Source organism: Streptohalobacillus salinus (assembly GCF_003201605.1).
Lineage (GTDB): Bacteria > Bacillota > Bacilli > Bacillales > Amphibacillaceae > Streptohalobacillus > Streptohalobacillus salinus.
On record NZ_QJJR01000004.1, the window covers coordinates 229,285 to 253,445 of the forward strand.

At 37.8% G+C, this 24,161-nt stretch carries 22 protein-coding genes and 2 riboswitches; of the genes, 4 read left to right on the top strand and 18 right to left on the bottom strand.

The window, feature by feature from the left end; genetic code table 11:
- Positions 1 to 538: 538 nt before the first annotated feature.
- Positions 539 to 1,450: an SMR family transporter gene (locus DES38_RS05550; protein WP_110251104.1), complete on the bottom strand. Its 912-nt coding sequence runs from the start codon at positions 1,448 to 1,450 to the stop codon at positions 539 to 541.
- A 733-nt stretch (positions 1,451 to 2,183) separates the two neighbouring features.
- A complete protein-coding gene (locus DES38_RS05560; RefSeq protein ID WP_110251106.1) occupies positions 2,184 to 2,699 on the bottom strand; it encodes a hypothetical protein in 516 nt (171 codons plus the stop codon).
- Between the two features lie 544 nt (positions 2,700 to 3,243).
- Here DES38_RS05560 and DES38_RS05565 point away from each other — a divergent pair.
- Positions 3,244 to 3,501: a hypothetical protein gene (locus tag DES38_RS05565; RefSeq protein ID WP_110251107.1), complete on the top strand. Its 258-nt coding sequence runs from the start codon at positions 3,244 to 3,246 to the stop codon at positions 3,499 to 3,501.
- 85 nt (positions 3,502 to 3,586) lie between these two features.
- On the opposite strand, the gene DES38_RS05570 is transcribed toward DES38_RS05565, so the two are convergent.
- Complete coding sequence (locus DES38_RS05570; RefSeq protein WP_110251108.1) at positions 3,587 to 4,396, bottom strand: YitT family protein; 810 nt, start codon at positions 4,394 to 4,396, stop codon at positions 3,587 to 3,589.
- 681 nt (positions 4,397 to 5,077) lie between these two features.
- Here DES38_RS05570 and DES38_RS05575 point away from each other — a divergent pair.
- Complete coding sequence (locus DES38_RS05575; protein WP_110251163.1) at positions 5,078 to 5,620, top strand: site-specific integrase; 543 nt, start codon at positions 5,078 to 5,080, stop codon at positions 5,618 to 5,620.
- A gap of 157 nt (positions 5,621 to 5,777) precedes the next feature.
- On the opposite strand, the gene tenA is transcribed toward DES38_RS05575, so the two are convergent.
- From tenA to DES38_RS05595, 4 genes are all read right to left on the bottom strand, one after another.
- Positions 5,778 to 6,467, bottom strand: coding sequence for a thiaminase II (tenA, locus tag DES38_RS05580; protein WP_110251109.1), 690 nt, complete (start codon positions 6,465 to 6,467; stop codon positions 5,778 to 5,780).
- A gap of 77 nt (positions 6,468 to 6,544) precedes the next feature.
- A riboswitch (TPP riboswitch) is annotated at positions 6,545 to 6,655 on the bottom strand.
- Positions 6,656 to 6,710: 55 nt separating this feature from the next.
- Positions 6,711 to 8,588 carry a molecular chaperone HtpG gene (htpG, locus tag DES38_RS05585; protein ID WP_110251110.1) on the bottom strand — a complete coding sequence of 626 codons (1,878 nt, stop codon included), beginning with the start codon at positions 8,586 to 8,588 and terminating at the stop codon, positions 6,711 to 6,713.
- 289 nt (positions 8,589 to 8,877) lie between these two features.
- Entirely contained in the window at positions 8,878 to 9,243 is a 366-nt protein-coding gene (locus DES38_RS05590) for an IDEAL domain-containing protein (protein WP_110251111.1), read from the bottom strand.
- A 104-nt stretch (positions 9,244 to 9,347) separates the two neighbouring features.
- The gene (locus tag DES38_RS05595) at positions 9,348 to 12,095 is read right to left on the bottom strand and encodes a putative bifunctional diguanylate cyclase/phosphodiesterase (protein ID WP_110251112.1); all 2,748 of its coding nucleotides are present in this window, start codon (positions 12,093 to 12,095) and stop codon (positions 9,348 to 9,350) included.
- A 174-nt stretch (positions 12,096 to 12,269) separates the two neighbouring features.
- A riboswitch (Lysine riboswitch) is annotated at positions 12,270 to 12,452 on the top strand.
- Between the two features lie 135 nt (positions 12,453 to 12,587).
- On the opposite strand from DES38_RS05595, the gene dapA reads away from it, so the two are divergent.
- Entirely contained in the window at positions 12,588 to 13,457 is an 870-nt protein-coding gene (gene dapA, locus DES38_RS05600) for a 4-hydroxy-tetrahydrodipicolinate synthase (protein WP_110251113.1), read from the top strand.
- 394 nt (positions 13,458 to 13,851) lie between these two features.
- On the opposite strand, the gene DES38_RS05605 is transcribed toward dapA, so the two are convergent.
- The 10 genes from DES38_RS05605 to DES38_RS05650 all read right to left on the bottom strand — a co-directional run bounded on the left by DES38_RS05605 (position 13,852) and on the right by DES38_RS05650 (position 23,465).
- Positions 13,852 to 14,481 carry a V-type ATP synthase subunit D gene (locus tag DES38_RS05605; RefSeq protein WP_110251114.1) on the bottom strand — a complete coding sequence of 210 codons (630 nt, stop codon included), beginning with the start codon at positions 14,479 to 14,481 and terminating at the stop codon, positions 13,852 to 13,854.
- Between the two features lie 7 nt (positions 14,482 to 14,488).
- On the bottom strand, positions 14,489 to 15,865 hold the full coding sequence (locus tag DES38_RS05610) for a V-type ATP synthase subunit B (protein ID WP_110251115.1): 1,377 nt from the start codon (positions 15,863 to 15,865) through the stop codon (positions 14,489 to 14,491).
- Positions 15,858 to 17,642 (bottom strand): V-type ATP synthase subunit A, encoded by a 1,785-nt coding sequence (locus DES38_RS05615; RefSeq protein ID WP_110251116.1) that lies wholly within the window; start codon positions 17,640 to 17,642, stop codon positions 15,858 to 15,860. Before DES38_RS05615 ends, DES38_RS05610 begins: the two co-directional genes overlap by 8 nt.
- 16 nt (positions 17,643 to 17,658) lie before the next feature.
- Positions 17,659 to 17,970, bottom strand: a complete 312-nt coding sequence (locus tag DES38_RS05620; RefSeq protein ID WP_110251117.1) for a V-type ATP synthase subunit F — start codon at positions 17,968 to 17,970, stop codon at positions 17,659 to 17,661.
- On the bottom strand, positions 17,960 to 18,967 hold the full coding sequence (locus DES38_RS05625; protein ID WP_110251118.1) for a V-type ATPase subunit: 1,008 nt from the start codon (positions 18,965 to 18,967) through the stop codon (positions 17,960 to 17,962). Before DES38_RS05625 ends, DES38_RS05620 begins: the two co-directional genes overlap by 11 nt.
- A 13-nt stretch (positions 18,968 to 18,980) precedes the next feature.
- A complete protein-coding gene (locus DES38_RS05630; RefSeq protein ID WP_110251119.1) occupies positions 18,981 to 19,571 on the bottom strand; it encodes a V-type ATP synthase subunit E in 591 nt (196 codons plus the stop codon).
- Between the two features lie 28 nt (positions 19,572 to 19,599).
- Positions 19,600 to 20,076 carry a V-type ATP synthase subunit K gene (locus DES38_RS05635; protein WP_110251120.1) on the bottom strand — a complete coding sequence of 159 codons (477 nt, stop codon included), beginning with the start codon at positions 20,074 to 20,076 and terminating at the stop codon, positions 19,600 to 19,602.
- A gap of 22 nt (positions 20,077 to 20,098) precedes the next feature.
- Positions 20,099 to 22,063 carry a V-type ATP synthase subunit I gene (locus DES38_RS05640; RefSeq protein WP_110251121.1) on the bottom strand — a complete coding sequence of 655 codons (1,965 nt, stop codon included), beginning with the start codon at positions 22,061 to 22,063 and terminating at the stop codon, positions 20,099 to 20,101.
- On the bottom strand, positions 22,050 to 22,376 hold the full coding sequence (locus tag DES38_RS05645; RefSeq protein ID WP_110251122.1) for a hypothetical protein: 327 nt from the start codon (positions 22,374 to 22,376) through the stop codon (positions 22,050 to 22,052). The genes DES38_RS05640 and DES38_RS05645 overlap by 14 nt, the downstream gene beginning before the upstream one ends.
- Before the next feature lie 231 nt (positions 22,377 to 22,607).
- Entirely contained in the window at positions 22,608 to 23,465 is an 858-nt protein-coding gene (locus DES38_RS05650; RefSeq protein ID WP_110251123.1) for a CvfB family protein, read from the bottom strand.
- Between the two features lie 71 nt (positions 23,466 to 23,536).
- Between DES38_RS05650 and DES38_RS05655 the strand changes: the two genes are divergently transcribed.
- Entirely contained in the window at positions 23,537 to 23,968 is a 432-nt protein-coding gene (locus DES38_RS05655) for a YaiI/YqxD family protein (RefSeq protein ID WP_245881964.1), read from the top strand.
- Here the strand turns inward: DES38_RS05655 and DES38_RS11985 are convergent.
- Positions 23,953 to 24,108 carry a hypothetical protein gene (locus tag DES38_RS11985; RefSeq protein WP_170114348.1) on the bottom strand — a complete coding sequence of 52 codons (156 nt, stop codon included), beginning with the start codon at positions 24,106 to 24,108 and terminating at the stop codon, positions 23,953 to 23,955. The two genes, DES38_RS05655 and DES38_RS11985, sit on opposite strands and share 16 nt — an antisense overlap.
- Between the last annotated feature and the right edge of the window lie 53 nt (positions 24,109 to 24,161).

The following is a 24,161-nucleotide window of genomic DNA, read 5'->3' on the forward strand; positions in this document are numbered from 1 at the left end:
TTTTCGAACCGATTACTTCCCTCGTATATTTTTTATCAGACCTCATCATTGATATCAATGATACAAGATAGCCTTTATTTAAAAAGCCGCGATCGAGTGATCATAGATTATCAATCGAGAATCGGTATAAAGACTTATAAGAATACCAACAATGATCACACTGTTAAAAAGAATAGCGTTGATCTGTATGTAGTAGAAAACTCAACTGATGGTAGCAATAATCTGCATGCGAAGTTGAATGGAGAGAGCTTGCATGATAGAACCGTCATAAGGATCAGTTTTCTTAAAAAAGTCTAATAGAAGTCTCCAAACAATCAATAAAATAATTAGTAATACAGCGAGATAAATGTTCACAAGGAGATCCAATTGATACACATCGTATTTCTTCTAATTATTTACTTTTACAAGCATCTCTTACACATTTATTGATAAATTGGGGGTTATTGGATTATTACTATCATAGCAAATATCTGATAAAAAATACACGCTATAAGAAAAAACCTAACAAAATGTTTATGTTAGGTCTTTGGTGTCTGAATTATAGGTTGATTAAAATTAAAGCGACGATAGTTAAAGCAATCGCAACTTTATTTTTTCGCTTAATGGTTTCATTGAACAACACAAATCCGCCAATGGTAATCAATACGATACTGCCGGCGCTGTAAATTGGAAAGACAACGGATGTTTTTAATGTATCCAAGGCAAGAATTAAAAAGTACGATGAGAACAAGTTTGGAATACCAACTAAAAAGCCGGTTATAATGTCACGTTTTCTTAAGTCACCTTGCTTTTTATAAGCATATGTAGTGCTGATGATAAACGCGATAAAAAATATCGCGAATAGAAAGACATCTTTATAATCATTTAACGCATACTTCTGATAGATCTTATTCGAAAACTCTGCGATGCCGCCAAACACAAACAGCAATAGCAACGTTGGCTTTAAATCAAAGCGCTCAAGTGATTCGGGTGATAAGTTGACGATTAGAATAGATATAAGTGCAAGAACAATCCCGATCCACTGAATCATTGTCGGTAACTCTTGCCAAATAATAATAGAAAAAATCATCGGAATTAAAATACCTAATTTTGCAATCGTGCCAGATAGACCTACGCCGTTTTCTCGTACGCTTTTTTGATAATAAAGAAAAGATAAAAAGAAAAACACGCCCGCAACAGATCCAATCATGAGTGCCCAAAGGATGCTTGAAGCTGGTGACAACAAAACGTTATCTGAGTTTACAACAGCGCTAAACGCACTGAGGAAATCAACATCAAGTGAAAAATCGTTCAACAAGCCCTTTGTCATCATCATGACAATAGTTGTCGTAAAAGCAATGAAATAATTGGCGCTTGTAATAACGTAACGATTTGTCTGCCGTGTCTCTGTGTACTTAAAGATTAGTGCAATCGAGGCACTACAAATAATGGCTAGCAATAAATAAAACATAAAGCTTCTCTACTCCCCTTCTTTTCATTCCTTTATCACTATAGCCTTATTTGCATTTATTATGCAAGTGTTCGTTTTAAATGGACGACATCCATGACCTTCATTTCTATCTTGTATGATATGTTGCTGCCATTTTTCTACGCGGATAAGTTAAAAAAAGGGCGAGAGAATAAATAGAAAATATATCAGTACGGAAATAATGATATGCGACAATTGTTTCTTTTTGAATGTTCGATATCCATAGAATTTTTTATTCTCGTATAACATGATGAAGAAAAGAATGGGAGACAGATAGTATGATGCGAGGACTGGAATTAAAATCATTTCCTGCAGTTGAAAAGTTGGGACTATCGGATAGATCACAAGACAAATACCCGCTATATAGATTAGATAAATATGCATGTGATACAAAAAAAGAAATTGGTCATTGTTTTTTACCAATTGGAGCCACTCCTTGCGATTTTAGATGCGTGCGATTAATATGTTAAGCGGTTAGGTATATAACTTGATAAATAGACGTGTAATGACATATTATTATACATATTTTCTGTAAAACAGTAAAGAAAATGTAAGGAACGCCCCTTACATAATTAATAGAGACAATCGCTCAAAGTCATTAAAGAGACAAAGACGTTAATGGCGGTGAATTCAAATCATTACGTATGATAAAAATAAGGATGTTCAGTGTTTTACTGAACATCTCTAAATTCATTTGCTATGACTTGATTTAAGCTCAATTAAAAAACGCCGAAGCTTGGTCTGTTGCTTCTTTAACAATTGTGTTAAAGGCCTCTGTGGTAAGATTAGGATCCTCTTGGTTATGTTCTTCCGAATACATCGCGCTTTTCACGCCCATTAAGATCTCTTGTAAATGGACAACATATGCTTCTTTTCCGTAATCATCTACATCAGTGTAAGCAGCTATTACAGCAAAATCACCATTGGGAAAGTTTGTATCATCAACTGCAATTTCAGCAAAGTCTAATAATGTCGTCATATTATTCAAGCTAACCTCTAGATTAATAAAGAGTCGGTCCATATACGCATCATCGGCCGTATCGTTTTCTGATATGAGTGAAGTGATGTGTAGACTCTTTTCCACTTCCATATAAAAATGATTTAATAGACGTTGATACGCTTGCTCATCTGCTTGTTGTTCTTGATAGAGTAACATACTTGTCCCAATCAGAAACATAGCCAATACCACAACAACCCAAATGACGCTTTTACTTCTCACCTGTTTTCGCATAAGGCCCCCCTTTTTTCATCAATACGTAAAGTAACAGCTCAACTTTTCTATCTTCACGTTAACATTGCTGTAAAAAAAGTTCAAGGAATGGTCCTAACTTCTTTTCCACTTTATATATATGAAGTTCCTCGGCTAATTGCTGTGGAATTCTTATTGCTAAGCTATACCGCGGCTTTGTAACTTGTTTACGCATAATAGGAATCGCCTCTTATGATCATTATATAAATATTATAATGCACGGTCTCTACTTTGTTTATACCTTTGTGCTGTGAATATCTTCCCACACGTTTAAGTAAGCATAAATGGTTGTCAGTATGACAATTTCATCTATGCTTACGAATCTTATTCGGTAGTTTTATTCACTTTTTATTGTTTCCTAATCTTGCTGTATGTGTTATCTTAAAAGTGAACCGCTTTTTCCAGAAATAATCCAAATCTCGCATCATTAGAAGGAAGATCTGGCGTGGTGATTACTACATAAGTGTAGGGCAACATAATTTTTATGCAAGATGTTAAGTGCTGATACCGAAGGAGGTTAGATAAGATGTACTGGAAAATGCGTATGCCACTAATCTTAGCCAGTTTCGGAATAATCGCAGGGCTTTTTGAGCGGTTTTTCACTGTTTTTATGATAAATGCTTCGTATTATACGAGAAGTGCTAGTTACCTGATCATTGTTGGGAGCATTATTTTCATTTTAGAAAAAACAGGAATCAACGAAAAACGTGTGCATGCACTAATCGGCGTGGTCATCATTCTCTTTGCTGTTGTTTTCGAAGGGTTTATGTCAACCGTCGCTTAAAGATTAACACATAGAAAAGATTAACCAAGTAGATGGATACAAAACCAAAATAAGCCAGGGGCATAAATAATGCCCCTGGCTTATTTTAGTTTTTCGCAAATTCCCCGTCAATCTCAACGGTTTCAAAAATATTAATGAATGCTTTTGGATCATGTTTTCTGACAATATCCTTAATTGTATTTGTTTCGTAGCGAGTGACAACCATCATTAAAAGATCCTTCTCTTCTAAGGTATAGCCACCTTGTCCTTTAGAGAGCGTGATGCCGCGATAGATGGCTTCCAGTAGTTCTTTGCGGATCGCTTCACCTTCGGTTGTGACAATATGCATGGTTAATTTAATATGGTTGGTATGAATCGTATCAATTACTCGTCCAGTGATGTAGATATTTAACATGGTATAGAGGGCAATCGTCCAGTCAAACACAAGGCCGGAAATCAACACAATCACACCGTTCATCGCAGTTAGGAGTAACCCAATACTCATGTTACTCACACGTGAGACGATCATGGCAATGATATCAAAACCCCCACTTGAACTAGAAAATTTCAAAATCACACCAATGCCAAGACCAGTAATCACACCACCAAAGATGCTGCCAAGCAATAAATCGTTGGCCAAGTCATAAATTGGGACGATAAATAGAAAAAAGGATAAGGTGATAACTACTAAAAATGTATTAAAGGTCACCTGTTTACCTAAGAAGTAGTAGCCTATTATAAAAATCGGAATATTAAAGACAATGTTAAGAAGGCTAGTATCAAATGGAGAAATTAAACTGACTAAAATTGCTAAACCACTAACCCCTGCACTAAGAACACCTGAAGGAATAAGAAACAAATTATATGCGAGGGCAATAATTAACGAGCCAACAATTATGGCTATATATTTTTTCATCAAACACTTCCTCCTTTTCACTTGCTTTATAAATTTAGCAAACGAAAACACGCTGGTCAAGACAATTGCCCATTCACGTTATTTTCTAAATATTAACGCTAATTTTTAATGAAACATAATAGATATTATGTTTCATTGTGAAAAAAGATGAAAACGTGATAGAATAAGGGTATTACAGTGAATAATCGCACTGTAAAATATTATCATGAAACATAACAATGTTTTTCGTTCCGAGAAATTATGGAAATATAATTTATCGCAATAAAGCGATAAATTATCGTTATGCGCCTGTCAATTTTTTGATTCACCAGAACCGTTTGCTATTTAGAACTAGATGGTTGATTTAGTTAGTGTATACCCAAAATAAGAACAATTGTTCGTTTGTTGTCAGAAGGCATTTTAACGCAATGAGTTCCATTTTTGTGTGTGATAACCCGATTAACGTAAAATATGGCGTGATCAATAAATTGAAGAGAATGGAAAAAGGAGGAAGTCCTCATGAACAAACAACAAGTGGCGAAGTACGTTTATTTAACAACGGGTGAGTATGACTATTTATTAGCTAAATTCGGTGATTATCAGCTAAAGGATAAAATTCAAAAATTAAACGCTTCTAAAATTAAAGACCCGGCCCGCCAAGTAACTATTCAGTCGGATTATCATGCTTTAATTAGTCGGGGGATGCAGACGGTTGAACCGATTCGTGATAAAGTTTTAATTCAAGCGATGAAAGAGACACTAAGAAGAAAATCAGAACGCAATTATTTTCTGTTTGTGATGGGCATTAACACCGGACTTAGAATCAGTGATTTATTACCCTTACGCGTTAATGATGTGCGCGATAAAACGCATATCATCTTAAAAGAAAAAAAGACAAACAAAACGAAGCGATTTTTAATCAACTTAGAACTGCGCCAGTTAATTGATACATATGCAGCAGAAATGGAAGATGGTGATTATCTCTTCCCTTCTTATAAGACAGGTCTACCGATTCAACGCATCCAGGCATATAAAGTTTTAAGTGAGGCAGCGAAAGCGGTAGGTGTACAAAATTTCGGCACCCACAGCATGAGAAAAACATTTGGATTTTGGCATTATACCATCAATAAAAATGTCGCGCTCTTACAAGACATCTTTAATCACGCTTCCCCGGATATTACGTTGCGATATATCGGGATCAACCAAGACATCGTTGACCGAAGTCTCGAACACTTTAGTCTCTAACTATGCAGAGGTGTTCACAGAGTTAGCCTTGTTAAAGAAAAAACTTAAACGCTCCGGATCCCAACCTATGCTAAAAGCCCCTTTCGCGAATGCGTCAAAGGGGCTTTTAGCTGAGTTTAAAATCGCCTATTCATTTTAAAGCATATGGTAATTTTTATTAGCGAATTGGTGTTTTCTGATAAGCCTCCATTGGCCATTTCTCTAACGTATAGGCCATTTCCCAAAACATATATTCATATTGACTGCTTTTTAAAAAATGACCTTTCATTCGTTCGCGTTCAGCTTCAGTAACGGTGGCTGCAATCTCATCTAAGCGATTGATTTGTTCATGGACAAGTTCAGTGAACCATTCTGATCCATACGTATCGATCCATGTCTGATAGATCGGTTCATTCGGTCTTTTATGTTTTAACTTTTCGCCGATTTCATAGTATAGCCAATAACATGGCAAAATGGCAGCGATAATATCACCTAAATGACCGAACTGTCCTGCACGGTACATATGAGAAGTGTAAGCGTAAGCGGTCGGTGCAGGTTCGAAGTTTTTCATGTCTTCATCAGTAATTCCTAACAGTGTTCGAAAGGTTCGATGTAAACTCATCTCCGCCTCGTATGTGCCTTGGGCATGCATGGCTAATCGATTGGTGACAGCCAAGTCCTCAGCTTTTGCAGCCGCTAATGCTTGGTTTTTGGCGAAGTGCGTTAAGTAATAGGAATCTTGTAACACATAATAACGAAACCGATCAAGCGGTAAGGTACCGTCCCCAATGCCTTGGACGAACGGGTGATTAAAACTTGCTTGCCAAATCGGATCTGCCTCTTGTCTTAATTCTTCTGAAAACTTCATCGTTTTCTCTCCTTCTTTTATAAACAAAAACCACTTCAAATAAAGCCTGAAGTGGTTTGATTATAAAAAGTAAGACGTTTAATCAAGAGCCACTTCCCTACGCTAGCATAAACTAGATCAGGTTCTAAGAGTCTCAAAGCCTTTACTTCGATCTCAGTCACTTATCGGTGACACCCCTAGTGGTTTTTGTTTATATGAATTTTTATACGTTTAATGTAACATAGTCAAGATGAATGTCAAGGGCTATTTCATCACTTTCCAGACATCGTTGGCGTAGCTAACAGGATCCTCTACTGGCAGACCTTCAATCAGCAATGCTTGGTTATAAAGAATATTTGCATAAGTGGCAATTAAGTCTTCATTTTCCAAGGCGTTTTCTTTTAATTGATTGAAAATCTGGTGATTGGTATTAATTTCTAATACTTTATCCGCTTTAACACCTTGATTTTCTGGCATCATACTTAAGACTTTTTCCATTTCGATTGAAATGTCCCCTTCATTTGTTAAACAAACCGGGTGCGTTTTAAGTCGTTTTGATGGACGCACGTCAGAAACTTTACCACTTAACTGTTCTTTCATTTTATCAAAGATTTTTTGATCTTCATCAGTAACCTCAGGTGCGTTTGTTTCATCGTCATCACCTAGCTCTAAATCACCGCTTGATACGGATTTAAATGTTTTGCCTTCGTATTCTTGTAACATTTTAAGTGCGAATTCATCAATATCATCAGTTAAGTAAAGGATTTCAAACCCTTTATCTTTGACCATTTCTGTTTGTGGTAAGTTCTCGATACGTGCATGCGATTCACCCGTTGCATAGTAGATAATGGTTTGATCTTCTTTCATCCGATCAACGTATTCTTGTAAGGTGACAAGTGTCTCTTCAGTTGATGAGTAAAATAAGAGCAAATCTTTCAGTGTGTCTTTGTTTTGACCAAAGTCACTGTAGACACCGTATTTTAATTGACGGCCGAACGCCTTAAAGAACGTTTCATATTTCTCACGGTCATTCATTAATAACTTTTTCAATTCTTGCTTGATTTTTTTGACTAAGTTTTTCTCGATTAATTTCAGTTGACGGTCATGTTGCAGCATTTCACGTGAAATATTTAGTGATAGGTCTTCGGAATCAACTAATCCTTTCACAAAACTAAAGTAATCAGGTAATAACTCAGGTGCTTTGTTCATAATCAGTACACCATTTGAATATAGTTCTAAGCCCTTTTCATATTCTTGTGAATAATAGTTATAAGGTGCTGATTCAGGGATATATAAAATCGCTTGATAGCGAATATTCCCATCAACGGATAAATGGACATGGGTCAGTGGATCATCAAACCCGTAGTGCTTTTCTTTATAAAATTCATGATAGTCTTCATCAGTTAATTCTGTTTTATTTTTCTTCCAGATCGGCACCATGCTGTTGACAGTTTTTTCTTCGACGACGGTCTCATACTCATCGTCACTATCTGCTTTTAATTGTTCTTCTGTGAGTTCCATTTTTATTGGGTAGCGAATAAAGTCTGAATACTTTTTCACGATTTGTTGAAGTTGCTGTTCATCTAGGAATTGATCAAAGTCATCATCTTCACTGCTTTCTTTCACTTTAAGGGTAATTGTTGTCCCAATGCTGTCTTTCTCAGCATCTTCAATTGTAAACCCATCAGCACCCTCTGAATGCCAGCGGTAGGCTTGTTCACTACCAAGTGCCCTAGAGATAACTGTTACCTCGTCAGCAACCATAAAAGCAGCATAGAAACCGACACCGAACTGCCCAATGATGTCATAGCCATCTTTGATTTCGTTTTCTTTTTTGAATGCTAATGAGCCACTTTTTGCAATGACCCCTAAGTTGGATTCAAGTTCTTCTTTTGTCATCCCAATCCCTGTGTCCTGTACAGTCAATTCACGTTCATCTTTGTTAACATCGATTTTTATGTAGTAATCGGATTGATTAAACGTTATCGAATCATCCGTTAATGCACGGTAATACATTTTATCAATCGCATCACTTGCATTGGAAATTAATTCGCGTAAAAAAACTTCTCGCTTCGAATAGATTGAATTGATCATCATGTCGAGTAGTCGTCTTGACTCTGCTTCAAACTGTTGTTTTGCCATTATTTAATCCCCTCTTATCTTGGTTAATGTATTATTAGCACTTAACTGTTATGAGTGCTAATATATATTTTTTAACACAGATTTTGTCTTCTGTCAATCGAAGTCATTATGAAAAACTTAGACGATCTCGTTGTAGCGAGAGACTATTATTCTAGATTTAGCGCAGAACGAGAGAAACTTCTTATCAGAAAAGTTTATGCATGTGCGATCACAATCCAAACCGAAAAGTTATGTTTTCTGATGCGACAAAAAAAGTCTTTGGTTCGCATTTGAACCAAAGACTTTACTATTATATATGTGACACACCGGTATAATCGATATGACGTTCGTTTTCAACTTCTCTTTTTAAATAATTGTATTGATCTGAAAGTGCGTCAAACCATGTTTTATCATTTGTTAAGAGTGCAAGATCGATTAATTGTTCAAGTTCTCCTAATGTATGATATTTACTGATCGGTTCGACTTCAAGTTTAACGGTATGGACTTGGATACTATGGCCACTTAAGAGATGATTATCACTCGCGATCACACGTAATTGTACGACCTCCTCATCTGTCATTTCTTTTTCAATGAAACCATGAATGCGTTCGCCTTTCTTTGTGCGAAGCTTTACCCAATCGCCAACTTCAACTTGTTTTCTGATTTCGTTTCCCATGCTTTGACACCACCTTTTAGAATAGTTATATTTAAATTGACAGAATTATTTGAATCGTCAATTAAAATATTTAATTGTTATTTTAATCGGTTTAGTCCAATAAGTCAATAGAGTTGCTTAAAATAATCTTTAGTTAAAGGCTGACTAAATAAGAAACCTTGCCAAGCGTCTATCGGATATGCTAGCAGATAACGGGCTTGTTCTTCTGTTTCAATTCCTTCTTGAATGACTCGAATATTGAGCGTGTGCGCATGTTCTATCATCCGTTGAAATGCTGCTAGATCAGCCGTTGAATCGAGTAAATCATTCAATACAGTCTGACTAATTTTTATCACGTTAACCGGTAAGCGTTTAAGCTTTTGACTCGTAATGTAATTTTCATCAAAATGATCGATGGCAATCCGAAAACCCGAGGTTTGATACATCATCAGAATTTTTTGGACCGGTGACTTGAGTTTAGTCACTAGTGTTTCTTCTACTTCAATGACCAAATGCTCAGCTGCCAGACCATAATCATTAGTCAATTGCTCAATGCGATCATGTGTCAACATATTAAGTAACTGTGTTTCGCTAAGGTTAATGTGCAGATCAATCGGCACAGTATGTTGCTGATTGTACTCAGCAACAGTATTGATGGCATCTTTAATTGCACTTAAACCGATGGAGTGAATCAACCCGTTTTGTTCACTAATGGGTAAGAATGTCTGTGGTGAAATAAGGCCAAGTTTTGAATGCTCCCAACGGATCAATGCTTCAACGGCGACTAAAGCCTGGGTATCCTTACTAAAGATTGGTTGATACTTTACGAGGATTTCATCACGGGCGACAGCTTGATAGAGATCGGTTTCCAGTCGTATGGCTTGAGATACTTCAGTCTGTAATTCTTTGGTGTAGATACGATACGTGTTTTTTCCCTGTTGTTTTGCTTGATACATACTTAAATCTGCGAATTTTGTTAACTCATTAATGGTTTGCGTGTGTTTTGGATACAAACTAATTCCAATGCTAGCCGTTACAACAAAAGCATGGCCATCAAATAGATAAGGTTGGGTTAACGCTCTGATTAATTGATTGGCAAGTTCATTAATTTCTAAACGACTTTCATCATAGTTAGCAATGATGGTAAATTCATCCCCACCAAAACGAAACACTTGATCTTTTTCACCAAGGGTTGCTTCAATGCGATGAGCGACTTCAATCAACAATTGATCACCAGCGTCATGACCAAAGGTGTCATTGACATATTTGAAACGGTCTAAATCTAAAAACATCACCGCAAAACTATTGTTTCCTTGATCGGACATGTCAATCGCTGCTTTTATTTGTTTTTTGAACAATTTACGATTCCCTATCGCGGTTAACTCATCATGATACACTTGATGCTCGATTAACGCTTGTTGTTCACGAATTGTTGTGATGTCGGTTGCAATTAATAGGATTTCCGTTTCGTTGCCACTTAGTCCTAAAAATGGTTGTTTGATCACCTGATACCAATGTTCAACACCGTTTGTACCCACATGATGGTCTTCATACTCCATACTGGCGTGGGTATCAAGAATGTGATGATTAATGGTTATATCTTTTTCGGCACGATGCACCAGCGCTTTGATACCCTTAATGTTCTTTCCAACCATTTCTTCTGGTGTAAGTCCGTACACGTTGGCATAGCTATTGTTGACCATTGTATAACGACCATCGACAGTCATGGTATAGATTAAAGTAGGACTTGTGTTAATGATCCGATCGAGAAAAGCTTTTTGTCTTTGAAGGCTGTCTTCTTTCTTAAAGACATCATAACGATACTGCTCTAATTGATGAACCATTTCATTAAATTGTTGATTAATGGAACCAATCTGCTGATTTGGGTTCACTGCATCAATCCGGTGTTGATAATCACCGGAACTAACGGCTTGAATCGCAGTTAAAAGTTGTTGATAAGGTCGCTGATTGCGATAAGTGACTATAGATATTACTAAGAACAGAAGGACAGACAAGCCAATTAAGACAGGAAGTAACAACTGGTTTAGGTCACTAATAAATTGTTGAGATAAATGTTCAGGGACAATCAATAATAAATGCCAGTCTGTACGTGCAAGCGTTTGATGACTAACTGCATAACCTGATCTTTCATCATGCATGAGACGCGGTTCAAATGGATGCGTGGTTTGATTCAAAGTTTCATGAACTAACGGTTTTAAGTGATCCAGTGGGTTAGGATTAGATAGAGCATTATAGGTATAGACAGGTTGTTCCGCTTTATCTAAGATAGCTAAATAATAGTCGTTAGCAAAAGAAATGGATTGAAAAAAAGATTGCATCGTTTGATTAATCGATAAATCGATAAATAAGTGAAGTTGTTCATTGGTCTGTGGTAAGGGAATAATGTATTCGAGTAAGTTAGGTTTGGCAATCATACGTGCTCGTTCAAGCGACGGTTCATCGACACGCACAACCTCTGTTTCATCAATGTCGTTAGCGCCAACAGTACCGTGAAAGACAGAGACCTCAATGAGTTGATCCTCATTAATTATCAAGCCGTAATCTACCATATTGGAATAACGAATCAGATCCAGTAAGCCCGCTCTTTTTTCGAGCCGATCTCTACTTAGTAAGCGTTCTTGAGTTTCTGCATGCGAAACTAGCCCTTCTAATTCATCGGTTAAAACGTTGAAGTGATGATTAAAGCGCTCTGTTGTCGATATGATCATTTCATCGTAATAGTCTTTTGTGAAATTGGTTAAGATGGCGCTTGATGCCCAAATTAACGCAATTGCTAAAAAAGATACAATACTGAAATTTAATAGGAGAATTTTGAAAAAGCTTTGCTTTTGACTTAATTTGAACCTTCTCATGATGTTTCACTTCCTCTTATGGTCAAATCTATTTTAATCGAGTTGAAGGAAAAAATACAATAATAAGCGTATCATAGTTATCAATTCGAATAAAATCAAATGAAAACAATTGTCATGAGCCGCTTTTTTTGATATAGTGAAACCACATTCACATAATCTTCAATCTCGTATTGAAGCGGGTATAGAGGTTGCAAAGACGATCAGTATGTAAGTGAGACGTGATTAAGCACGGTTGACCATTTACAAAAAGGAGGCTTTGCCGAAGTGATGTTAGACTTAAAACTAACAGCGCTGGTGTAGCGTTTAAGAAATGCTATGTTGTCATATAGTAAATCTATATGGAGGGCTAACTCAACAATCATTTTTGATAATCAATTATGTTGCAGCTCACCTTTGCTCTGAGCTGCTATTTGTTTGTCATAGGAATACATACCATCCGTTGAGTGTCTTTATCCAACAGAGAATGACTAAGATGAATAAGAGGTGTATATAATGAAGTTTGGTAAAGTACTAACAGCAATGGTTACGCCTTTTGATCAGTCCAATCAGATTGACTATCAGGTAACCACAGACTTAATTGAATATTTACTAGCAAACGGAACGGAAGGCATTGTAGCCGTTGGAACAACCGGCGAATCACCGACTTTAACCCATGAAGAAAAGATTGATTTCCTCAAATTTGTTGTTACGGTTGTTAACGGTCGCGTGCCAGTAATCGCGGGTACAGGATCGAATAATACTGCACAATCGGTTGAGTTAACGAAAGAAGCAGAGCATGCAGGTGTCGACGCAATCATGCTAGTCACACCTTATTACAACAAGCCATCACAAGAAGGCATGTATCAGCATTTTAAAACGATTGCAGCTGCTACAACGAAGCCCGTTATCCTCTACAACATTCCAGGGCGGACGATTGTCCGTTTGGAACTAGAGACGATCTTGCGTCTACAAGAAATTGATAATATTGTTGCGATTAAAGAAGCAACCGGTGATTTAGACTTAATTAGTCAAATCATTAAGGAAACGCCTGCTGATTTTGACGTGTATAGCGGTGATGACAATCTTCTACTACCGATTATCGCACTCGGAGGAACAGGAATTATCAGTGTGGCCTCGCACATTGTTGGCAATGAAATGCGCGCGTTGATCGATCACTATCAACGTGGTGAGGTACAAGAAGCAACGGAAATCCAACAAGCGATTGCGCCAATCATTAAAGCCTTATTTATTGCGCCAAATCCTACGGGTGTTAAATATGCCTTAACACGTAATGGTTGGCCAGTTGGCAATGTGCGTTTACCGCTTATTCCTGTTAATCCAGCTGAAATTGAAATCATTGACTTGGCTTTATCTAAAAGTTAAGCCTGTTTTACAAGATGTTTTATTTAAAGCCCACCACTACCTGGTTTTTCAAAAGTAGTGGTGGGCTTTTAAGCATGACTAAATCAGTCTAATGAACCACTGAACCGGTATAGCATTCAATTGTGGACTGTTGTGCTTGTTTGTTGTTATTCTTTTAGATACTTAATGACAGCTTAGATGATAATAGCAACGAAAATGTAAAAGAGTCATAGTAAAAAAAGCCATTTTAGAGTTTTCAAGCAAAATCTCCTTTTCAGAATCATCAAAGTATTTATGTTGGCCACAGATCTTGGTTCATCCAGACAGACAAAGAATAATCTGAGAGCAATCATACAGATAAAGAGGGTGATGTTATGTAGCTACATAACATCACCCTCTTACTATTTTATAGCATTTACTGACCCATATCTTTCACTTTCATAATGCGTGTAATGTTAGCACGTTCATCTTCTTCAAGTTTCATTTGAATGTAATGAATCGTCTCTTTAAGTTGTGGAATTTTCAAGTACTCCAGCGCGTTAACTCGACGCCGTGTCTTTTCAATTTCATCAGCCATTAATTGACACGTTTTTTCGATCTCAGAAAGCTTTAATAGTTTAGGCAAAATAACGCTAATGCGATCAATCGAATCATCTAACTCACTGTTTGAGTTTAACAAACCATATTTCATTTCAGATTCTTTATCATCTTCATCTACAGTAAAGTTCATTTCTGGCACCATGACACTCATAATATTCTTTTCTTGAATATCAAGGGTGACCGATGTATCAGGTACTGAAAATAATTCTTCGATGAATGATTCATTTAAAAGTGATTTCGCAATAACAAATGCGCGCATAGACTCAGTAAGTTCTGTTTCCACTTCATCGCGCAACTCATTGTTTTTACGAATCAAGACAATAAACTGACGCATTAATTCATCTTGTTTATCCTTTAAAAGCTTATGACCCCGAGTAGAAATAGATAGACGGTCTTTTAGGTTGGATAACTCCATCCGGGTTGGCTTGACGTTCAATCTAGCCATAGGCCGATCACTCTCCTTCCGGCATAAACTCTTCGATCAATTCACTCTTAATCCGTTTAAGTTCAGTGCGAGGTAGGATTGATAATAATTCCCATCCGAGTGTTAAGGTTTCCTCGATTGAACGGTTCGTGTAGAAGCCTTGATTAATGTAGTCTTCTTCGAATCGTTTCGTAAATTCAACATATAACTTATCTGTCTCAGATAAAGCTGACTCACCTAGGACAACGGCCAATTCTTTTGCTTCTATACCTTTCGCATAGGCTGCAAATAATTGATTCATTGTTGGGGCGTGATCCTTGCGTGTTTTACCCTCACCCGTCCCTTTATCTTTTAGACGTGATAATGAAGGAAGCACATTAATCGGTGGCTTAAAGCCTTGGTTATTAAGGTCACGACTCAAAATAATTTGACCTTCAGTAATATAACCAGTTAAGTCAGGGATTGGGTGGGTAATATCATCTTCTGGCATGGATAGAATAGGAATCTGTGTTACAGATCCTTTTTTGCCAATGAGACGTCCTGCACGCTCATAGATGGTCGAAAGGTTGGTATATAAGTAACCTGGATAACCACGACGACCTGGCACCTCACGACGTGCTGCAGAAATTTCACGCAAAGCCTCACAATAGTAAGTCATGTCCGTCATAATAACAAGAACGTGCATGTCTTTTTCAAAGGCTAGATATTCAGCAGTTGTCAGTGCCATTTTAGGTGTTGCGATCCGTTCAATAGCAGGATCATCCGCTAAATTAATAAACATAACAGAACGGTCAATTGCGCCAGTTTTACGGAAATCTTCCATGAAGAAATCAGCTTCATCGAAGGTTACCCCCATTGCAGCGAAGACAACGGCAAATTTTTCATCGCTATTTTTCACTGCGGCTTGACGCGCAATTTGTGCTGCCAATTCCTTGTGTGGTAAACCTGAACCAGAGAAAACGGGTAATTTTTGTCCACGTACTAATGTGTTCAAGTGGTCAATCGCAGAAATACCTGTCTGAATAAACTCATCCGGATAATCACGTGCAATTGGATTAATTGCTTGACCATTGACGTCTAAACTTTTTTCAGGGATAATTTCAGGTCCACCATCTTTCGGTTCACCCATCCCACTAAATACACGACCAACCATATCTTCAGATACATCTAATGATAGTGGCTTACCACGGAAGCGTACCTTTGTATCTTTAATGTTAATCCCACTTGGTCCTTCAAAAATCTGAACCATCGCTTTATCGCGATTAACTTCGAGCACTTGTCCGTGACGTATTTCACCGGTTTGAAGTTGTACTTCGACAAGCTCATCGAATTTGACGCCTTCTACACCTTCTACGGCCATCAGAGGTCCAACGACTTCGCTAACTGTTTTGTATTCTTTAAGCATTCTGCGTCATACCTCCTTCAGCAACTATTTGGTGAATTAGTTCTTTCATATCTGTTTTAATTTGTGTGATTTTTTCAAGATTGTCTTCAGGTATCGAGCGTGAACGTGCAATTCGATCACGTAAGTCACTTGTACCTTCAAGGATTTCTTTATAGTATGCACCTAAGCGCATTGCTTCACGTGCTTCTTCCTCAAAAGAAAGAATTAAGTCAAGCATATAATATTGTTTGGTGCGTGATGTAAACGTATCGATATCGTCAAATGCATTTTGCTGTAAATAGTCTTCACGGAGTGATTGAGCCACAAGCATGGTTAAGCGGTCTTTTTCAGATAAGGATTCAAGACCAACTAGACGAACAATCTCTTGTAGTTCTGACTCTTCTTGTAAAATATTCATTGAGTGTTGAACCATTTCCGCCCAACCTGTATCGAGTTCTTGGTCCATAAACTTACCAACATCATCTAGATAGAGTGAGTAAGAAGTTAACCAGTTGACCGATGGGAAGTGACGTTTCTGTGCAAGGGATGAATCAAGTGCCCAGAAAACTTTAACAACACGTAAGGTATTTTGCGTCACTGGTTCAGAGGTATCCCCACCTGGAGGTGATACGGCACCAATTGCTGTAATGGAGCCTTCACGCTCGTCTGAGCCAAATGTTTGAATACGTCCGGCACGTTCGTAATATTCTGCAATCCGGCTACCAAGATAAGCAGGATAACCTTCGTCACCTGGCATTTCTTCAAGACGACCAGACATTTCCCGAAGTGCTTCCGCCCAACGTGATGTTGAGTCAGCCATGATCGCAACACTGTATCCCATATCACGGAAGTATTCTGCGATCGTAATTCCTGTATAAATAGACGCCTCACGGGCCGCTACTGGCATATTTGATGTGTTTGCAATTAAAATTGTCCGTTCCATCAATGATTCACCAGTGTTTGGATCAACAAGTTCTGGGAACTCGTTGAGTACATCTGTCATCTCATTCCCGCGTTCCCCACAACCAACATAAACAACGAGGTCCACGTCACTAAATTTCGCAATCTGGTGTTGAACAACTGTTTTACCAGCACCAAAAGGTCCTGGTACCGCTGCAGCCCCACCTTTTGTGATTGGGAAGAATGTATCAATCACGCGTTGTCCAGTTAACATCGGTTTATCAGGGTTTAATTTCTTCTTAAACGGACGTCCCCGACGTACTGGCCAGCGCTGAAGCATGGTAAGTTCTTTCTCTCCATCTTCTGTGTCCACTTTAAAGACAACATCTTCAAGTGAATAGTCCCCGTCTGCTAGCGCTGTAAGTGTACCTTGGACACCATGTGGTACAAGGATGCGGTGTTCAATAACTTTCGTTTCTTGAACGGTCCCAACAATATCCCCAGGCTCAACAACATCGCCGACTTTTTTGGTGGCTTTAAAAGCCCATTTTTTCTCACGATCTAGTGATGAAATATTTACCCCTCTAATCAGGTAGTTACTGTTTGTTTGTTCTTTAAATGAATCGAGTGGACGTTGAATCCCATCGAACATTTGTGAAACAATCCCTGGTCCTAATTCGACAGACAAGGCTTCTCCTGTTGTTTCTACAGGTTCACCAGGTCCTACTCCAGAGGTTTCTTCGTATACTTGGATTGAAGCAACATCATAACGCATTTCTATGATCTCACCTACTAATCGCATGTCCCCAACATAACAAAGGTCCTGGATATTTGCATGCTCCATACCTTCTGCCATTACTAAAGGACCGGAAACTTTAACTATATTCCCTTTCTTCAAATAAGTCCCCTCCTAATTATAAGATGTCTTGTCCAACTGCTTTTTCCATATTCTTTCTAATTCGGCCTTTGCCGATATTCAATGAACCTTTATGATTCGGAATAAGAATAATCGCAGGTTGAACTTCTGCATCATAACGTTTAATTGTATCCGGTATTTCCTTTGCCATCGCTTCTGTTAAATAAATAACCCCGTATTGTTCACCAGCTAATCGATCAATGGTCTCTCTAGCAATACGTGGTGTTGCAGAAGCAAACACATCAAATCCTAAGATTTTGAAAGGTAAGACCGAATCTTTGTCTCCTACTACTGCTATCTTATGAGCCATAAATTGGTCGCATCCTTTCTCTAATAATATCTTCGTCAATTTGATTGTCTTTTCCGACAAGAATTAAGCGGATATTTGTTACTTCCTTTTCAATTGCGAACATAAATGCCATAACTGGCATGGGTCCAAAGGCTTGATACTTTGCTTCTTCCATCAAATCATCAACAATTTCATCAATGACTTTATCAAGAACCATTGGATTAATGTTATCTTTTGATTCAACAACTACGGCTTCCAAACGTTTGGAATACGTTTTGTCTAAGTACAATGAATTTAACACATTGATAGCACCATCATCGGCCGCATCAATTAACGCTTTTTTTGGAATTGTTCCCGAACTAGATAAGACCGTGTGCAAGAACGAACGTGATTTGTTTTGATTAATACTTCGAACAACTGTTGATAGATTATCAAGGTCAATCATCGCATCGGCCATTTTAGTAATGGTCGCATTGTTTAAACGGTCAGTGATGGCACGCATATGTTTGTAATAGTAAGTATCCATAAACACATCTGCTGTTTCTAGACGGCCATACGTTTCGAAGTCTTCGATTGCCCCAGTGACCCCTTCAATCATGATCGGGTTTAATTCGTCAGATTGGCCTGTGTTAACGAGATGACGTAGGGTAGACACAGGATATTTACCGATATGAATCAATAAATGCTCCAAGTCTTGGTCTGTAAACTTCTGTTTAAGTAGCACTTTTAAGTTGTGGTACGTGTACCGCAATGTATAAATTTGCACAACCTCTGAGTCCGGTGTAACGGAATAAAGTTCTTCATAGAGATTTTTTAATCGTTGCATGAGAAAACCATCAAACGTTTTATGTTCTAAAAGTTCTTGTTCATCGATTAAATATTCAGTGCTTTTTAATGCTTCAAGTGCTTCGCTTAAGTTTTCTGCACGAAGCATCTTTTCATAATCTTCGCGTGTAAGAAGTTGTGTTTCATACACACGAAGTAAGGTATTGACGCCCTTGTATTGAGTATCTTGCATCTATTCTCCCCCCTTATTCATTAGTTTTAAATGCTAAGGCTGCAAGTTGTGGAGAAAATTCTTTTTTCAACTCTTGAACAAGCACATCAAAACAGAAGTTGTAGTCAATACCACCATGTTGCAACAAGAAACCAGCCTTTTGTTTAACTGTTTCATTTGCAAGTGTTACGTTAGTGTATTGATCAATAACAGCTGTTACCTCATCTGATTTAAAAACGTCCTTCGAACGTTCACCAGGAACAATCATCCAATCAATCGTTTTATCAAGATCTTTTAACACACTAGCTAAGAAGATAGACAATCTTTCCCCATCCCAGTTAGCCATTTTGTTAGCGGCTTGATTGAACACATTATTTAGTAACGATTGTTTCGTGCTAAGGACAGCATTTCTTTTCTGATTTGCTAATGTTTGTGCTTCTCGTTCATAGTCATTCGTCATTTGACGTTCAATCTGCTCTTCACGATTTTTTTGACTTTCCACAAGCTTTTGACGTTGTTCTTCAATTTTGTCATTAGCAACTTTTTCGTACTCATCTAATCTGTTTTGTCCTTCCGTTTTGGTTTTCGCCAAAATTTGTGTGGACAAAGCTTGTAAATCTTTCATAGTCCCCATCCTCTCACTATTTTTTATCTTATGCTAAAACAAGTAAGAAGGAAATAACGAACCCTAAGATTGCATAAGTTTCAACCATCGCTGAGTAAATGATACCTTTTGAGTTTTGTTCTTCTCTTTTTGCTAAGATTTGAACAGCTGCTGTTGAGACACGCCCTTGTGCAATACCTGCAGTTAAGCCTGTAAATGCGATTGGCATAGCAGCCATTAACATAAATAGTCCATCAGAGAATGCCATATCAGCTGACATGTTTAGGTAAATTAAGAAACCAATAACGAATCCGTATAAACCTTGCGTACCTGGTAGCAATTGAAGAATTAAAGATTTACCAAATTTTTCAGGTTGTTCTTTAATAAGTGATGCCGCAGCTTCACCTGTCATCCCAACACCTTTTGCCGAACCCATACCTGAAAAGATTACTGCAAATGCGATACCTAAAGCTGCAAAAATTTGACCACCGTTATTTTCGATAAAAAATGTTAACCAGTTTTCCATAATATAATTCCTCCGTATCTCTTTATGATTCTTTTTGATTTTTTAGTTGAATATATTTTTCAGTAACTTTTAAAGGATTGAGCGCTTTGCCGCCACCTTCATAAAACTTACCGAAGAATTCGACAAAGATTAAACGCGCGCCGTGCACATAAGCACTAAGCATGGTTAACCCTAAGTTAACTGAATGCAACACGATAAATAGAACAATCCCAATTGTAAAGCGACCAGCACCTGGAATAAAGCCAATAATCATGTTAAAAGCTAAGGCGATACTCCCACTCGAAACACCTAAGGCCATTAGACGTGTATAACTTACAATATCACCGACATAGCCTGTAATACCATATAGATTGTATACACCTAAACCAACACCTAGCCCTTTATTGTCTGAGCCGAGCGTTGAAGCAAGGATTATACCGAGTGCACTGACAATGGCAATAATACCACCAATCGTTCCTAATAATTCATTTTCAAGTAACATGTTACCTGCTAACAGAAGAATTAGACCAACGAAAATACCAATCCAACCAATGCCATCAGCAAATGCGCCGTACTTGTCATTGTGTTTTAGTTTTAGGTACGTATTGATACCTAAACCGAAGAAAATCTGTGTGATACCAAAAATGACTGAGATAACAAGAATTGAAATAACGTCATCTGTAGTTGAAAGTAACACGAATGGCAACTCAGCACCGAAGAATGATCCGTATATTAAGCCCCAAATAATTGTTGGGTAAGATAGTAAATGGAAAAACTTCATGTTTTTCTTCATTGCTGGTGCAATTTCAGTGAATTTCAAGACGACAAAAGTTGCTAGCCATAAAAGTAATCCATAACCGACATCAGCGGCCATCATCCCAAAGAATACCAAGTAAAAAGGGGCAAGGAATGGTGTTGGATCAATTTCATTGTATTTTGGTAAATTATACATGGATGTGATGCTTTCAAATGGCGAAACAAAATCATTGTTTTTTAGAACGACAGGTACATCGTCGTACTCTTCTTCAACAACTTCACTAACCATGACCGCCACATCTGTGTCGGGAAGAACATTTTGAACGGCTGTTTTGAATCCATCGACTCGTTCTGCTTCTAACCAACCTTCCATAACAAATAAATGTTTCTCATCAACAAGTAAAAGCTTACTACGCTCGCGTTGAAGCTTTGCTTCGTAATACTCTTCAGTTAACATGAGTTGCCATTCTTCTGTGGTCATTTGTTGCAACGCTTCTTTTATGAGACGCTTCTCTTCCTTGTGGGCTGCAAGTTCTTGCTTAACATGTTCGAGTTGATCACCTGCGCTGATTTGGAAATATTCAGTTTGGTTATCAAAGTGCGCTTCATTAAGAAGTTTTTTAACATCAGTTTCTTGATCACGATCATAGTAAACCACTACCCCGTGTTCATCATTATCTTGATAGACTTCTTCGACATAAAGTAAATTTGATTCTTTCAACATATTCATGTATTCATTTTGAACATGTTGAGGGATGATACCGACACTACCTTTTACATGTCGCATCTGATCAATGGCATCTGCACTAAACGCTAACTTTTTCCAAAGGGTAAAATACGTTTCTTTTTCGTGCAAATCTTTTTCAAGTTCTCGAATTTGATCGAGTTTTCTTTCTTTGTCTAAAATATCATCCACGAGCGTTTTGGGCGAGAAAGTAAATATTTCTTGCTCAAGCTCTTCAAGCGTAAACGCTTTTCGTTTCTCACGCAATTTCTTGAATAATGGACGTTTAGGTAGATAGGATTGTAGAAAGTCAATAGAAGCTTGAACTTGATCAATACGCGTTTCAAACTTTTTAATGATTGTTTCTAACCCATCAATTTCATGTGGTGAGACTTGATAGTCACCGATATCTGATGATGGAAGATCAACAACTTCAAAGCTTTGTAACGCTTGAATAGATTGCAACAATGTATCTTTGTGTTCATGGAAAGATATGAGTGTCAGTTTGTTCATTTTAGCTATTGCCATATGTCCTCATAACCTCCTCAATAACCGCATTAACCAACTTATCTTCTTTTGTTTTAAAATTCGTTTTAAGTTGATCGATATCTTTTTGTTGTTCTTCGTTAATCGCAACTTTTAATTTCTCAAGCTTTTCTTCTTTTTTTGATGCTTGTTGATGAGTGAATTGAGCAAGGTCGGCTTCCACCTTCTCCTTCATCTCTTTAATTTTTTCATCTGTCTCTACTTCCATTTGTTTGAGTTTGTCTTTGTAATCACGTTCAAGCGTTTCCGCTTCTCGTTCAATCGTCTTAACTTCATCAATGGTATTCACACGCATTTTTCATCCGCACCCCCTATCTTCCAGCAAGCCATGTTCTAAAGACTAAAAAGCTTCAAGCATTACTATTATATCTGTTCTAGTGATTCTGTTCAAATAATTTTGATTTGTTTATTCATTTCAGCTGTTTATAAATTGCCCTGTAGTTAATAGGAAGAAAAAATCAAAAAAACTTGTTGAATTGTGTCTCAAGTCCTAATTATAAATGGGTGACCAAGACTTTTGAACCAATCACTCTTTGATTAGATATGTTTTACCATCTGATTGTTTTATTAAACGTTCTTTTAATAATAAACCGATTGCCCGTTTAAAGGCTGCTTTACTCATATTGAAGGTGGTTTGAATCAGCTCTGGTTCACTCTTATTGTCAAATGACATTTCATCGTCATGTGCTTCCAAATAAGCGAGTAAGGTAGCGGCATCTGTCGCTTGAGCATCTTGCTTTCTTGGCAACAAGCTAATGTTTAAACTGCCATCCTCTTTCACTTTAATGATACGTCCTTCAATCCATTCACCGATGCGTGGATCACGTTTCCGTTCACTGTTGTGAATAAAACCACGGTAGCCTTCTTCTGTGATAACAACGGCACCTTCACGTCCCGAGCGGAAGACGCGGCCTTTAATGTCTTGATTGAATAGTGACTCAGGAGCAATGTCCCAGTTACCTTCAAAATCTTCCTCACGAACGGGATCAGCAAGCAACCGGCCCCGCTTGTCTAGTTTTAAAGTAACATATAACACGTCACCAACTTCCGGCCAAATGGACCGCAACTCAGGAAGATCGTCACTTGAAACTAAGACGTGACGGCTCGTCCCAGTATCAACAAAGACACCTAAACCTTCTTTAATTTCAGTCACTTCGGCCCAATCAAAGATATCAAAGCGCACGTGTGGCAATGTGGTCGTTGCGATTAATTGTTGTTTTTTGTCATGATAAAGATACACTTCAACCTCATCATTTGTTGTTAGCGTAGCCTTAGCTTCATTTTGGTGCAGTAATACTTCCTCAGTGTCACCTAATACGTAACCCGTATCAATCACACGTTTTACTGGTAAGGTCAAAATTTGACCCGCTTGTAATTCACTCATGCAGTTCACTCCGTTTCATGTTATAGTAAAAAAGGCTTCAAAAAACTGTTATAGTACAAAGGGTGATTTATTTGATATTCATTGATGCTGATGCATGTCCTGTGACCGATATTGTCATTGACGTTGCCTCAATTCAAAACAAACAGGTACGCTTAGTAAAAAGTTACGCGCATTTTAGTCATAAACGCTATCCAGAGTTCGTCAAAGAAATATATGTCGACTCGGCGAGTGAAGCGGCGGATTACCGTATTATGTCGTTAATCCAAAAAGGCGACGTTCTTGTCACCCAAGATTATGGTCTTGCTTCACTTGCGCTCACGAAAGAGGCGAAAGTCATCCATCCTTCAGGCAACCATTACAGCACAGAAACGATTAATCGCTTGCTCGAGTCAAGATACCTCAATCAGCAATTGCGCAAAAGCGGAGCGAAAACAAAAGGACCGCGCGCATTCACTGAACGGGATCGTGCACATTTTAAAGCACAATTTCAAGCTCTGTTTTGATTGGTTTTACCTGCTTTAACAGGCTCTGCTAACTTACTAAGCAGCCAACGTTTTGCCGTTTCCTCATTGATATCATAAATTTTACCTTGGCGCAAAAGCTCTGATTTGTACTGGGTTTGAACTAACATTTTGATTTTCAATATCTTCAACACCTCCACACAAAAAAGAGAGGAAAACCTGCTGTAAACAAGAG

What these genes read in the sequence shown, in the direction of transcription:
- DES38_RS05550 (WP_110251104.1), bottom strand. Translation starts at nt 1,450, where the DNA reads ATGTTTTATTTATTGCTAGCCATTATTTGTAGTGCCTCGATTGCACTA.
- DES38_RS05560 (WP_110251106.1), bottom strand. Translation starts at nt 2,699, where the DNA reads ATGCGAAAACAGGTGAGAAGTAAAAGCGTCATTTGGGTTGTTGTGGTA.
- DES38_RS05565 (WP_110251107.1), top strand. Translation starts at nt 3,244, where the DNA reads ATGTACTGGAAAATGCGTATGCCACTAATCTTAGCCAGTTTCGGAATA.
- DES38_RS05570 (WP_110251108.1), bottom strand. Translation starts at nt 4,396, where the DNA reads ATGAAAAAATATATAGCCATAATTGTTGGCTCGTTAATTATTGCCCTC.
- DES38_RS05575 (WP_110251163.1), top strand. Translation starts at nt 5,078, where the DNA reads ATGCAGACGGTTGAACCGATTCGTGATAAAGTTTTAATTCAAGCGATG.
- tenA (WP_110251109.1), bottom strand. Translation starts at nt 6,467, where the DNA reads ATGAAGTTTTCAGAAGAATTAAGACAAGAGGCAGATCCGATTTGGCAA.
- htpG (WP_110251110.1), bottom strand. Translation starts at nt 8,588, where the DNA reads ATGGCAAAACAACAGTTTGAAGCAGAGTCAAGACGACTACTCGACATG.
- DES38_RS05590 (WP_110251111.1), bottom strand. Translation starts at nt 9,243, where the DNA reads ATGGGAAACGAAATCAGAAAACAAGTTGAAGTTGGCGATTGGGTAAAG.
- DES38_RS05595 (WP_110251112.1), bottom strand. Translation starts at nt 12,095, where the DNA reads ATGAGAAGGTTCAAATTAAGTCAAAAGCAAAGCTTTTTCAAAATTCTC.
- dapA (WP_110251113.1), top strand. Translation starts at nt 12,588, where the DNA reads ATGAAGTTTGGTAAAGTACTAACAGCAATGGTTACGCCTTTTGATCAG.
- DES38_RS05605 (WP_110251114.1), bottom strand. Translation starts at nt 14,481, where the DNA reads ATGGCTAGATTGAACGTCAAGCCAACCCGGATGGAGTTATCCAACCTA.
- DES38_RS05610 (WP_110251115.1), bottom strand. Translation starts at nt 15,865, where the DNA reads ATGCTTAAAGAATACAAAACAGTTAGCGAAGTCGTTGGACCTCTGATG.
- DES38_RS05620 (WP_110251117.1), bottom strand. Translation starts at nt 17,970, where the DNA reads ATGGCTCATAAGATAGCAGTAGTAGGAGACAAAGATTCGGTCTTACCT.
- DES38_RS05625 (WP_110251118.1), bottom strand. Translation starts at nt 18,967, where the DNA reads ATGCAAGATACTCAATACAAGGGCGTCAATACCTTACTTCGTGTGTAT.
- DES38_RS05630 (WP_110251119.1), bottom strand. Translation starts at nt 19,571, where the DNA reads ATGAAAGATTTACAAGCTTTGTCCACACAAATTTTGGCGAAAACCAAA.
- DES38_RS05635 (WP_110251120.1), bottom strand. Translation starts at nt 20,076, where the DNA reads ATGGAAAACTGGTTAACATTTTTTATCGAAAATAACGGTGGTCAAATT.
- DES38_RS05640 (WP_110251121.1), bottom strand. Translation starts at nt 22,063, where the DNA reads ATGGCAATAGCTAAAATGAACAAACTGACACTCATATCTTTCCATGAA.
- DES38_RS05645 (WP_110251122.1), bottom strand. Translation starts at nt 22,376, where the DNA reads ATGCGTGTGAATACCATTGATGAAGTTAAGACGATTGAACGAGAAGCG.
- DES38_RS05650 (WP_110251123.1), bottom strand. Translation starts at nt 23,465, where the DNA reads ATGAGTGAATTACAAGCGGGTCAAATTTTGACCTTACCAGTAAAACGT.